The sequence below is a fragment of the Flavobacterium sp. Flavsp81 genome (assembly GCF_059491325.1).
Window position 1 is genome coordinate 1907994 of sequence record NZ_CP168505.1, and the last position, 13888, is coordinate 1921881.

Genomic DNA, 13888 nt, shown 5'->3' on the forward strand with positions numbered 1-13888 from the left:
CAGTAAACAAATTATTTTTTGAAATCCAGATTTAGTAATATCACTTCCAGGCGCGCATTTTTAATTTACGGAACAATATCTGTTTTGCTTACAGTAATCTCAGTATATTTTCTCAGTAACTTAATTACGGATCTTACAGAAAAATCCAATGAGGATGCTGCACAGCGAAATTTCATCAAGAAACAGGAATTCATGTCTCAGGAATTTTCGAAATTTCTGGAGCAGGAAAATCAAATTAAACATGTTTTAAAGATTAGTAATCCTAAAAACCTATTGGCAAATTTGCAGGTTTTGAGTTCGATTCAGACCACAAGTTCGTTGGTTCCAAATAATTGGTTCCAAATCAATGAAGGTGAAATTCATTTTGGAAACAATACAATTTCCAATGATTTAAAAAACAGCATTCGTGATTTTACAGTTCAAAATTCTTCCTCACAACATATAAATACTATTATTCCGCAGGGAAAAGAATCGATTTGGAGGATTTATTTCAAATTGACAGCTCCGAATAAAACAACCGTTCGTTATGGCTATGACATCAATTTAAAATCGTTGCATGATTATTTTTCTACAATTGATGCTACTGCACCCAATTATGCTTTTGTATTTGATAAAAAAGGAAAATGCATTTTTCATCCTGAGTCTGACTTTATAGGAAAAAATGTTTATGATATATCTTCACTTCAGGCTTCTGATACCATTTTTTACAAGAATCATGATTATGTAAAAAGAGTCGCCCTGTCTGAATATCTTAAACTGGATGTAATCAGGTTTACAAAAAAAATGTCCGTTAAAGGTTCAGAGTGGTTTATTTGCGTAAATTTTCCGAAGGCATTTATTGTTGAGAATGTTACTTTGATAAAAAAATATGCGACCTTAATCTATTCGATTACTACAATAATGCTTCTTTTTATTTTCTATCTGTTTACTTATGCAAACCGAAGAGCTTATAAGGAAAAGAAAATTGTAATCAAGGAAAAAAATGCGCTTTTGGTTGTAAACGAAAAAATCATAAAAGAAAAAGCGCTGATTCAGTTACAGCAATTAAAGGAACAGATAAATCCTCACTTTTTATTTAATTCGCTCAATTCACTTTATATGTTAATTGGCAGTGATGTAAAAACAGCACAGAAGTTTACGTTTAATTTATCCCGCATTTACCGCTATTTGATTGATCCGCCTGAAAAAAACATTGTTCTTCTTAAGGATGAATTATTATTTATTGAGAAATATATTTTTCTGCAGCAAACCCGTTTTAAAGAGGAGTTGTTTTTTTCTATTGAAATTGAAGATGAATCTGCTTTGACAAAAAGTATTCCTTATTTGGCATTTCAGATTGTCATCGAAAATGCGATAAAGCATAATATGGCAACGCAGGAAATTCCGTTACGAACAAAAATTGTGGTTAAATCTGATCAGGTTATTATTACCAACAACCTGCAGAAAAAGCAAAATACGGAGCCAGGGACTAAATTCGGAATAAAATACCTTAAAAGCATTTACAGCTATTATTCCAGAAAGGATTTTAAAGCTTCAGAAAAAGAGGGCAATTTCGTATGTATTTTGCCTTTAATTGACATTCACTCCTAAAAAAAAGCCATTCACTCCTTTTCCTTTTTTTCCTGACCGAAAAACAAATATTTTCGCGCCGAAATCAATTTAAAATTAACATCAAAATGAGGGAAAAGGCAATCCTGTGCAATTTAAAAGTAATCGCTGTATTAGTTTTATGTTCATTAAGCCCCATTTCTGTTTTTTCACAAAAGAATAAGAAAAAAGAAAATGCTGCCGAAATAGCAAATGACACAACTTCTTCTAAAAAAGGAAAAAAATATAATGATCTTGTAAAAAAGGGAACAGTAAAAAAAGGACTGTTCAATATTATCCAGGTTAAAACTGATGTTTATTTTGAGATTCAGGACAGTTTATTCGAAAGAGAATTTTTAGTAGTAAACAAATTATCCCAAGTTCCTTTCCAGGTTAATGACGCCGGATTAAACAAGGGAATGAATTATGAAAACAAAGTAATCAGTTTTTATAAAGATACAATTGCAAAGAAAGTCTGGGTTAAATCATATGTCCCAAAAGTTTCTTCTCCAAAAGATGACGCCATAACTGCTTCGGTTAAAAATAATTTTTCGGAATCTATTATTGAAGTTTTTGATATTGAAACCAAAAGCAATGATTCTACTTCGATTGTTATTAAGGTAAATAAGATTTTTGACGGAAAACAAAAGAGTTTCAATGATGTTTTGAGCAATATTAGTTTTGGAGGTTCTGTAAAATCGGACTTGTCATATATAGAAAGTTTAAAATCTTTCCCAAAAAATGTTGTTGTAAAATCGCAGTTAACGACTTCTGTCAGTGAAGGCGGACCAGCATTATCTGTAACTCTTGGCGTAACAAGTAATATTGTCTTATTGGATAAAATTCCGATGAAACCGCGCTTTTCGGATAATCGTATTGGTTATTTTACTGAAAAGCACTGGTATTTTACTGATGCCCAACAGGCAATGGTAGAAAAAGAATTGATTACCCGTTGGAGATTAGAGCCTAAAAAAGAAGATGAAGAAAGATATTTAAAAGAAGAATTGGTTGAACCAAAAAAGCCTATCGTTTACTATATTGATCCATCAACCCCAAAACAATGGAGAAAATATATCATAGATGGTGTTAATGACTGGAAGATTGCTTTTGAAAAAGCCGGATTTAAAAATGCCATTATTGCCAAAGAGCCTACAGAAGCTGATTTGGATTTTGATATTGACGATATACGTTATTCTGTCATTACTTATGCTGCTTCGCAAAAAGCAAATGCGATGGGACCCTCTGTTGTTGATCCAAGAAGCGGTGAAATCATTGAAGCCGATATTATCTGGTGGCATAATGTAATGACTTCTTTACAAAGCTGGATGCGTATTCAGACTGGCCCAATTGATGTAAAAGCAAGAGGAAATACTTTTAGCGATGATCATATGGGAGAGGCAATTCGCTTTGTATCATCTCACGAAGTGGGTCACACTTTTGGGTTAAAACATAATATGGGTTCTTCTTTTGCTTATGATGTTGAATCTTTGCGTTCTAAAGATTTTACAGCAAAAATGGGCGGAACTGCTCCTTCTATCATGGATTATGCACGTTACAATTATGTCGCACAGCCTGAAGATAATGTTACGGCAATCACTCCAAAAATTGGTGAGTATGATAAATATGCTATCGAATGGGGATACAGATGGTATTCTGATAGTGATAATGAGAAATTGAAACTGAACGCTTTAATTTCTTCACATCAAAATGACCCTATTTATTTTTATGGGGAACAACAGGACGGAAACAATTTAACAGATCCGCGTTCTCAATCTGAAGATTTAGGAAATGATGCAGTTAAAGCAAGTGAATATGGCCTGAAAAACCTGAAACGTGTTGTTGATAATATTTTAAACTGGACTTACGATAAAGATCAGTCTTATTATGAAACGGCCAAATTATACATCGGAACCATTGGCCAGTGGCAATTGTACAATCGTCATGTATTAAACAATATTGGCGGTGTTTATCTTAATGTAACTGTTCATGGCGACAACAAACAAAGTTATGTTCCGGTACCTGCTTTGATGCAAAAAAGAGCAACAGATTATTTAATTAAAAATGTCCTTACGATTCCGCAATGGTTATTTTTCAATTCCATTTTGGATAAAACAAATCCGCTGAAAGATTCACCGTTAGGCCCATATGAATATACACCATATACTTTATCAAGAGAATTGCAATACAGTGTTTTGTATGATTTATTTAGTGACGACCGTTTATTAAGAATGACCGAAAATGAATTGTATCAGCGTAATGAAACCAACGAAAAAGTATTTACCGTAAATGAGTTATTTACAAAAATACATCAGCAGGTTTTTGCACCAACAATTTTAAATAAATCATTATCGATTCTGGAACGTATGACGCAAAAGAATTATGTAGATGTTTTAATTGTTTCGACAAATAAATTATTTGAAAAAACAGATCCAAAGAAAACAATTGATTTACAACAAACGTTAAGCATGCCACACCTGTGTAATTATTTACATGATGAACAAATGGCAAGAAACATCAATCAGTCGTCTTTGAAAAGAGTTACAGAAGTTACATCTGACAAAAAAGGAGAACTTGTTAAGGCACTTCAATTACTAAAAACCAAAAAGAATACCGGAAATCAATCAACCCAAAATCATTATATCGATTTAATTCAAAGAATCGAGAAAGCATTAAATAACACAACCTTTTAATACATAATCCAATCCAAAAACATGAAAAAAATTCTACATGCCTTACTGCTCCTCCTGGCCATCGCAGGATACTCGCAGGAAACCCGAACTATTACGGGAATCATTCAAGACGAAGCCGATCTGTCGCCAATTCCCGGTGCATCGATCTTTGTTGAGAACAATTCTATTTCGAATAAAACTTCATATGCCGGAATTATCCAAAGTGAAGGAATCGGAACTACAACTGATTTTGATGGAAAATTCACATTGAAAATCGGAAAAAACATTACTTCTTTGAGAGTTACCTTTATGGGATACAAATCGTACACCCTTGAGTTGGATGCTCAAAAAAATTATACCGTTAATTTAAAATCTGAAACTGCAAAACTTCAGGAGGTTGTTGTTACTGGTTACCAAAAAATTGAGAAAAGAAAACTTACCTCAGCCGTTACCAAAATTGATATGGCTGCGATCCAGCAGACAGGGGTTTCCAGTATCGACCAATTATTGGTAGGACAAATTGCAGGGGTTGCTGTTAGTACTCCATCCGGAGCACCGGGAGCACCGGCAAAAATCCGAATCAGGGGTACAGCTTCTCTTAACGGTACACAAGATCCTTTATGGGTACTTGATGGTTTGCCATTAGAGAGCAATGAGGTTCCTAAAAACTATGATAAAGATAATATCGATATATTAGAAAACTATTCTATTGCAGGATTGAATCCTGATGATATTAAAGATATTACAATATTAAAAGATGCGGCTGCAACAGCTATTTATGGTGCACGTGCTGCAAATGGTGTAATTGTAATTACTACAAAAAAAGGTAGAGCCGGAAAAATGGTTGTAAGCTTTAACACCAATACTTTTATCACGCAAAGACCAGAGTTTTCAAAACTAAACCTGATGAATTCAAGCGAAAAAGTTGATTTAGAACTTAACATGGCCAGCCGTGCAGATTTAACATACAGAGACACCGGTGGTGATATTGCTCGTATCCTTAACGGATCGAATGAATTAGCAGCATTCAGAGCCGGTGGGTTCTCTTCTTTAAGCCCTGCAACACAACAATCTATAAATGATTTAAGAAAAAATAATACAAACTGGGGTAACTTATTGTACCAAACTGCAATAAATACACAGCATGGCTTAAGTTTATCCGGAGGTGGAGAAAAATCGGATTACTATTTCTCTTTAGGATATTATGACGAAAAAGGAACTACTATTGGAACTGGCTTCAAACGTTACAATTTAACATTAAAAAACAACTACGAAATAACAGACAAATTTAAAGTAGGTGTTGGTATTTTTGGTGCAGAAAACAAAACTACATCTTATTTAACAGATACAGGTGCCTTTACAAACCCTGCAAATTATTCAAGAAACGTAAACCCATATTTAACTCCATACAATGCTGATGGAAGTTATAAATATGATCAGGATATTACTGGTTTCTCAGACCGTTATGTTCCTTTCAATTTCCTGGAAGAAAGAAACAATACTTCTTATGATTTAAAAAACAGATCTGTAAAAGCTTTATTAGATGCTGAATACAAAGTTACTAAAGATTTAAAAGTTACTTCTCAGTTAGGTTTACAATTAGACAATACATCAAGTGAAAAATTCGCTGATAAAGACACCTATTATACCAGAAACCAAAAAGAAAAATCACGTTATTTCAGTAACGGATCTTACAAATATTTTCTTCCTGAAGGTGGTGTTATCCAAAACTCAAACACTGACTTCTTCCAGTATAACCTGAAAACAATGATTAACTACAGCAAAACTTTTGGAGAAAAACATGAAGTTGAGGCAATGGTTGGTAATGAGTTAAGAAGAAATTACAATACTACTGTTTCAACAAAAGGTTTTGGTTATGATAAAAATAATTTGACTACGCAGCAAATTGTTTTTCCTAACCCGGGAGATGCTACTGAGTCGACTTACAGAACATATGCAAAAACTCAAAATGAGAATGCTTTTGCATCATTCTTCGCTACAGCTTCGTATACTTATAATAGAAAATACAGCATCTTTGGAAGCGTTAGATACGATGGTTCTGACTTATTTGGTGTAGATCCTAAATATAAATATTTGCCACTTTGGTCAACATCTGCTTCATGGACAGTTTCTGAAGAAGATTTCTTAAAAGACAATTTAACGCTTTCTAACTTGAGACTTCGTGCTTCTTACGGTTTACAAGGTAATATCGACAAAAATACGTCTCCTTTTGTAATCGGTAAAAATGGAACTACAATTATCCTTCCTGGTCAGACAGAGCCAACAATAGTTGTTGAAAGTCCACCAAATGATAAGTTACGTTGGGAAAAAACCTCAAATACCAATCTTGGTGCTGACATTGGATTATTTAATAACCGTATTAGCATTGTAACTGATTTTTACGGAAGAAAAAGTACTGACCTAATTGGTTTAAGAGCTCTTCCATTAGAAAACGGTTATGAATATACTAATATGAACTGGGCTCAGATAAGTAATAAAGGTTACGAAATTACTTTATCGACCAAGAATATTGATCATCCAAACTTTAAATGGAATACAAGTATTAATTTCTCTCATAACAAGAGCAATATTGACCGTTTAGAGGTTAGAGATAATAGTTACTTACCAAATCAGGAAGGTCATGCCGTAAACGCTGTATTTGGATTTAAAACTAACGGAATTGACGAAAACGGATATCCATTATTTGTGAATAAAAAAGGTGAAACTGTAAACACACAAACTTTCTTTGATTTATATGATCCGTACGCAGATTTCTTCCCTGGTTTATTAACTCAAACACGTTTAAATCCAGATCAATTTAGAGATTTGTTTACTTACTTAGGAGATAAAGATCCTAAATTTACAGGAGGTATTACAAATACATTCAAAATGAGCAATTTTGATCTTGCTATTGCTGCTTCTTTTAACATCAAGCAAACTGTAGTTAGAAACCCTCCTTATAACGGAACTCAGGTTGACAAAGGACAAAACTACAGCAGAGATATTTTAAATGCATGGTCACCAACAAATACATCATCTAATTTACCTGGAATCACAAGTCAGGATTCTGGTACAGGAGATTCCTATATGGCATATCTATGGTATTCTGGAGGAAATCAAATCCCAACATATAATTATTTAGATACATGGGTCAGCGAAATGAGTTATATGAGATTAAGCAGTGTGCGTTTAGGTTATACATTTCCTAAAGCGTTTACAGATCAAATCAATATTCAAAGCATTAGATTTAATGTTGAGGCAAGAAACTTGTTCGTAATCAGTTCTGATTACAAAGGTTACTTCGACCCTGAAACTTTTGGAAACATTTATGCGCAACCAGTTCCTAAGTCATTTACTTTAGGATGTAATGTAACTTTCTAATAAAATTAAAGATGAAAAAATTCTCAATATATATATTACTTTTTGTTGCAGCAATTGCAGTAAGCAGCTGTGACGATTATCTGGACATTACACCAATTGGACGAGTTATTCCGGAAACTTTAGATCAATACCGTGCCGTTTTAACAAGAGGATATGAAGTTTATCCTGCTCATAAATCATTAACTGCAGTTCGTACTGACGAATTGACAATGAATGAGTCTAGTGATGAGATTAATGTTTATAAAGACGTTTATATCTGGAAAGACGCTAATCCGGATCGTATTACAACAACTTTTCAATATCAGGATTTGTACAATACAATTTTTTACACGAACGTCATCATTAATGAAGCGTCTAAAAAGTTGGCTGAATCTCCGGAAAAAAATCAACTGATTGGAGAGGCTTATGCTTTAAGAGCAATGGCTTACTTTGATTTGGTTAATCTTTTTGCAAAACCTTACAATGCTGCAACTGCAGGTTCAGATAAAGGAGTTCCATTGGCTTTAGAGATTGATTTAGAACAAGTTTTTGCGCCTAAAAGTGTTGAAGTAATTTACAACCAAATTATTTCTGATACTCAGAAAGCTGAAGAATTTATCAATTTAAATTTGCAGCCAACAGGTAAGAATTACCGTTTTTCTAAAACTGCATTATACAGTTTAGAAAGCCGTATTTATTTATACCAACAGCAATGGCAAAAATCTTTGGATGCCGCAAATAAGGCGTTAGCGATTAACAGTAATTTAGTTGATTTAAAAGCAACTCCTGTTTTTGCTACTAAATATGATTCAAAAGAATCTATTTTAGCACTTGAAGATGGATACATTAATGGTCTTAAGGGATCTTCATACGCTTCACCTGATTTGATTGCTGCTTACAGTAAAACTACAGATTTACGTTTCCCACTTTACTTTTTAGCAAGCGGAAGCCGTTTCAGAATTCAAAAAGGAGGTAATGATGACCAAAAATGTTCTTTCAGAACTTCTGAGTTGTATTTAACAAAAGCGGAGACTTCATTGAAGTTAAATAATCTTGCTGATGCTAAAACTACAGTTTTAGGCTTCATCAAAAACAGATACACAGCAGCTGGATATACTCAGCTGGAAAGTGATATCAATGCTATGAATGCAGCTGATTTAACCAACTTCATTTATACCGAAAGACAACGTGAATTTCCTGTTGAAGGACAGCGCTGGTTTGATTTGAGAAGAACATCTCAAAAACAAATCGTTCACACATTTGACGGTGATAATTATACTTTGATACAAAACGATCCGCGATATACCATTATTTACCCTGCAAACGCGAGATTAAACAATCCCAATCTATAGTACCTATTGTTTTTTTTTTGAAAAGGTCCAGCTGCAAAGCTGGGCTTTTTTTTGTTTAGCATTTAAAGAACTAAAAATACCCAAATCAATCTTTATAAAATTTAAACAAAAAAGCTTTTATAAATCATATATTATTAAGGTAACTGAATATATTTGCATCCACAAATATCAGCTTTATTATTTTGAAGCTTAATTTTAGATCAAAAAGATGAAAATTGCTATTGTTGAAGATGAATATCTTGCTTCGAGTTACCTGAAATCTATTTTAGAACAGCAAAATATTTTACCGATAACAGAGATCACAGTTTTAAAATCAGTAAAAGAAGCAGTCCTTTTCTTCACCGAAAACAATATGGATCTGGCCTTCATGGACATTCATCTTGGTGACGGAAAAAGCCTTGAAATTTTCGAAAAAGCCACCATCTCCTGCCCTGTTATATTTGTTACAGCTTATGATTCTTATGCCATAACAGTTTTCAAACACTTTACCATCGATTATCTTTTAAAACCTTTTGAAGAACAGGAACTGTTTGAAGCACTGGAAAAATTCAAAAAAATAAAAAATACTTTCAACAACGATTCTGCTATAGAGTCACTTATTGCAATCGAAAATCCTGAAACCAATAAAATACAGCGCCACTTTTTGGTGAATCATGGTTATAAACTTATTTCTATCAACGAAAACGACATTACCTATTTTGCAGCCTCCGGCAAACATCTTTTTATATACGCAAATTCAGGAAACAGCTATTTATACAACAATACCCTTACCGATATTATTCATAATCTGGATCCTGTTATTTTCTTTAAAGTCAATAGAAAATACATTGTCAGCCGAAGTATCATAAAAGAAGTCATCAAACATTCCAACCAAAAAATAGAAATAAAACTTACAGTCCCCCCAGTAGAAGCTGACCCGATAATCATTAGTAAAAAAGAAATAAATAACTTTAAAAATTGGCTTGATCAATAAGCATTTTGATTGATAATTAAATTTTTTAACCGCTTTGAAACCACCTGAAAGTTAAAACGCTGTTATCAAAATCATAAAAAACACACTTAAATACTGAGCATAATGTTATTTTATTTAAAAATTACTATCTTTGATTATCTAAACTGAAATAAAATGCCAAAAATCAGAATTTATCCAAATGAGCAGTTTAAAGAAATAGAAATAGATTATAACATGCAGCTTCGATATGCTATTTCCAACAAAGGCAGGCTGGTGAGCTTTTCTGATGAGATAGAAAATGGCCGAATTTTAAAAGGAAGTTTAAGTGATGGCTACCCAACTTTTCGATTTAAAATTAAAAAGGACGGAAAAATATTCAATAAATATTTCTTCATATATAAATTGGTTGCCCAATATTTTATTCCAAAACAATCAGAAGAACAAACCTATGTCCTTCATTTGGATTATGTCAGAAACAATGATGATGCAAACAATTTACGTTGGGCCACCAGAGCCGAAATGATTGCACACAGCCGAAAAAGCCCTCATGTGATTCAAGCCAAAAAAAATCTGATTGAGCATAATATAAAAGCCGACGGTAAAAAGTTAACCACCACGAAAGTAATGCTGATCAAAAAAATGCTTGCCCGGCCAGAGCAAAAAACACGGTTAAAAATGATTGCAAAACAATTTGGCGTAAGCGAAATGCAAATCAGACGTATTGCCAGCGGTGAAAACTGGGGACATATTAAAGTATAATTTAGATTTTAGATTTAAACTACGACTACGATGTGTAAAAATAGGAACTGCAAAGCGAAGACTACACTTACCACTCTGAACGAAGTCGAAGAGCTTTGTAAGTATGAAGGGCTTCGACTCCGCTCAACCTGACATCGAGTTTTGAAATTGATATTGTTATTGCCATTGATATTGATTTCTTGCAATTGACTTTACTCCTGCGTTTTTGCTAAAAAAAACCATAAAACAAACTTCATTTTACCATTTTTATATAACTTTTTACAGAATCTCTGTGAAAAGGTCAAAGTCTCGTGTTGTAAAAATAAAATTTAAATCATTTTTTAAAATAAATCCTTAAATTCGCAATCACAAATAATCGTGAAAAATCAAAAATGAGTATCGGAATTATAAACCTCATTTTTGATATTAAATACTAAAAACCAAAAAAATGAAATACGACGTTATTGTTTTAGGAAGTGGTCCTGGCGGATATGTAACTGCTATTAGAGCATCACAATTAGGCTTTAAAGTAGCTGTAGTTGAAAAAGAAAACTTAGGTGGTGTGTGTTTGAACTGGGGATGTATCCCAACAAAAGCATTACTGAAATCTGCTCAGGTTTTTGATTATCTAAAACACGCATCTGATTATGGATTAACTGTTTCTGAATTCGATAAGGATTTCCCTGCAGTTGTACAACGTAGCCGTAACGTTGCGGAAGGAATGAGCAAAGGGGTTCAGTTCCTGATGAAAAAAAACAAAATTGACGTTATTGAAGGTTTTGGAAAGCTAAAACCGGGAAAAAAACTGGACGTTACAGATAAAGACAATAAAGTTACCGAATATAGCGCTGATCATATTATCATTGCGACAGGAGCTCGTTCACGCGAGCTTCCAAACTTGCCTCAGGATGGTGTAAAAGTAATTGGTTACCGTCAGGCAATGACATTACCAACTCAGCCAAAATCTATGATTATTGTAGGTTCCGGAGCAATTGGAGTAGAATTTGCACATTTCTATAACTCAATGGGAACAGATGTTACTATTGTCGAATTTATGCCAAACGTAGTACCTGTAGAAGACGAAGATATCTCAAAACAATTTGAAAAATCTTTGAAAAAAGCAGGTATCAAAGTAATGACTAATTCTTCTGTAGAAAAATTAGATACTTCCGGAGCCGGTGTAAAAGCAACTGTAAAAACAGCTAAAGGAGAAGAAATCCTTGAAGCTGACATCGTACTTTCAGCAGTTGGAATCAAAACCAATATTGAAAATATCGGATTAGAAGAAGTTGGAATCGCTGTTGACAGAGATAAAATCTTAGTAAACGCTTACAATGCAACTAACATTCCGGGCTACTACGCAATTGGAGACGTTACTCCGGGTCAGGCTTTGGCTCACGTAGCTTCAGCAGAAGGAATTAACTGTGTAGAAAAAATTAAAGGTTTACACGTAGACCCAATCGATTACGGAAACGTTCCCGGTTGTACATATGCAACTCCTGAAATTGCTTCTGTTGGTTTGACAGAAAAACAAGCAAAAGAAAAAGGATACGAATTAAAAATTGGTAAATTCCCGTTCTCAGCTTCAGGAAAAGCAAAAGCTGCCGGTAATCCGGACGGATTCGTAAAAGTAATTTTCGATGCCAAATACGGAGAATGGTTAGGATGCCATATGATTGGTGCCGGTGTTACAGATATGATTGCCGAAGCAGTTGTAGCACGTAAACTGGAAACTACAGGTCATGAAATCCTAAAGTCCATCCACCCTCACCCAACAATGAGCGAGGCAGTTATGGAAGCCGTTGCTGACGCTTACGGAGAAGTAATCCACTTGTAAAAAAATCATATTGTAGAAGACGCACGTTGTGCATCTTCTATTAGTTATATAATTTTCAATTTAAAAATCCGATTTGTTTTCACAAATCGGATTTTTTGTTTCTATACGTTAGTGATAATAAAATATTCACAAAGAAGTAAAAAAACAGCTTATATTATAATAAATTTCTTATTTTTAATACCTAATTAATTTAACTATGAAATTACCCTTTATTGAAATCATAGAAGGTACAACCAGCGATCCAAATTTGCTGATGTGGAAATTTTATGACGAGGACAAAGAAATAAAAAACGGAGCCAAATTAACAGTTCGTGAAAGTCAGCAGGTACTTTTTTTAAATGAAGGACAGTTAGCAGATGTCTTTATGCCCGGAATGCACACTTTATCTACAGAAAACATTCCTCTTTTAAGTCGGCTGAAAGGCTGGAAATATGGATTTGAAAGTCCTTTTAAAGCTGATATTTACTTTTTTAATACACAACAGTTTATCAATAATAAATGGGGTACACCCGCTCCAATTTTACTGAATGACCCACAATTTGGACAAATTCGGGTAAGGGCATTTGGAAGCTTCGATTTAAAGATTGCTGATCCTGCTGTTTTTTTCCGTCAATACGCGGGCACATATGAGCAGCTGACTATTTTCGAATTACAACACCAATTAAGAGATTTTATAGCACCAAAATTTGGAGAAGTTCTTTCGAATGAAAACATTTCGGTAATTGATGTAGCAGGAAATATAACAGAATTAAGCCGAAAAATTGAACCTTATTTAAAACCCTATTTTCTTCAGTTAGGTGTTGAGCTGACACAATTTGTAGTAACAAGCGTTACGCTGCCGGAAGAAGTAACTGCGCACTATGATAAGATTACCAATATGAATATGGTATCAGATATGGACAAATATGCCAGATTCAATACTGCAAATGCAATTGGCGAAAAAGGAACATCTATTCATGATGCAACCCAAAATGCCCTGGCAATGGGTGTCATGATGAATCAGCTGCAGCAAAATAAACCGGAAGCAAAAGATGATATAAGTGCCAAACTGCAAAAAGTAAAATCTTTGTTTGAGGCAGGCTTAATAGATGAAAGTGAATTTAAAACAAAGAAAGCAGAACTTCTAAATCAACTTTAAATGGAAGAAAAAAAAATCAGTTCTTTTCTTGACAGACTTAAACAAAATGCCAAAAAACAAGAACACTACGGAGGTATAACTGAAGAAAATGAAGCAAAAATGGATGCCTTAAACTGTATCAATTGCGGTGCCGGACGAACTAAACATGATGGAATTACACATTGTGGCTATTGTGGGTATGAATTTATAAAAGTTAAGTTAACCGATGGCATATATGTTAAGAAAGAAGACAATTCACTTTAAAATTTAAAATTA

9 protein-coding genes are annotated in these 13888 nt (G+C 33.8%); all 9 read left to right on the top strand.

The genetic code is table 11. The features are described from left to right. Positions 1 to 18: 18 nt before the first annotated feature. Positions 19 to 1590 carry a histidine kinase gene (locus ACEN92_RS07660; RefSeq protein ID WP_495641782.1) on the top strand — a complete coding sequence of 524 codons (1572 nt, stop codon included), beginning with the start codon at positions 19 to 21 and terminating at the stop codon, positions 1588 to 1590. 86 nt (positions 1591 to 1676) lie between these two features. Beyond that, positions 1677 to 4277, top strand: coding sequence for a zinc-dependent metalloprotease (locus tag ACEN92_RS07665; RefSeq protein ID WP_495641783.1), 2601 nt, complete (start codon positions 1677 to 1679; stop codon positions 4275 to 4277). Between the two features lie 21 nt (positions 4278 to 4298). After that, complete coding sequence (locus ACEN92_RS07670) at positions 4299 to 7637, top strand: SusC/RagA family TonB-linked outer membrane protein (protein ID WP_495641784.1); 3339 nt, start codon at positions 4299 to 4301, stop codon at positions 7635 to 7637. A gap of 11 nt (positions 7638 to 7648) precedes the next feature. Further along, a complete protein-coding gene (locus ACEN92_RS07675) occupies positions 7649 to 8968 on the top strand; it encodes a RagB/SusD family nutrient uptake outer membrane protein (protein WP_495641785.1) in 1320 nt (439 codons plus the stop codon). Positions 8969 to 9176: 208 nt separating this feature from the next. Next, positions 9177 to 9941, top strand: a complete 765-nt coding sequence (locus ACEN92_RS07680; protein WP_495641786.1) for a LytR/AlgR family response regulator transcription factor — start codon at positions 9177 to 9179, stop codon at positions 9939 to 9941. 153 nt (positions 9942 to 10094) lie between these two features. Then, positions 10095 to 10679 (top strand): NUMOD4 domain-containing protein, encoded by a 585-nt coding sequence (locus ACEN92_RS07685; protein WP_495641787.1) that lies wholly within the window; start codon positions 10095 to 10097, stop codon positions 10677 to 10679. Positions 10680 to 11106: 427 nt separating this feature from the next. Continuing rightward, positions 11107 to 12495, top strand: a complete 1389-nt coding sequence (gene lpdA, locus ACEN92_RS07690; RefSeq protein ID WP_495641788.1) for a dihydrolipoyl dehydrogenase — start codon at positions 11107 to 11109, stop codon at positions 12493 to 12495. 196 nt (positions 12496 to 12691) lie between these two features. Beyond that, positions 12692 to 13633 (top strand): SPFH domain-containing protein, encoded by a 942-nt coding sequence (locus ACEN92_RS07695; RefSeq protein WP_495641789.1) that lies wholly within the window; start codon positions 12692 to 12694, stop codon positions 13631 to 13633. Further along, positions 13634 to 13876: a hypothetical protein gene (locus ACEN92_RS07700; RefSeq protein ID WP_495641790.1), complete on the top strand. Its 243-nt coding sequence runs from the start codon at positions 13634 to 13636 to the stop codon at positions 13874 to 13876. Positions 13877 to 13888 lie beyond the last annotated feature (12 nt).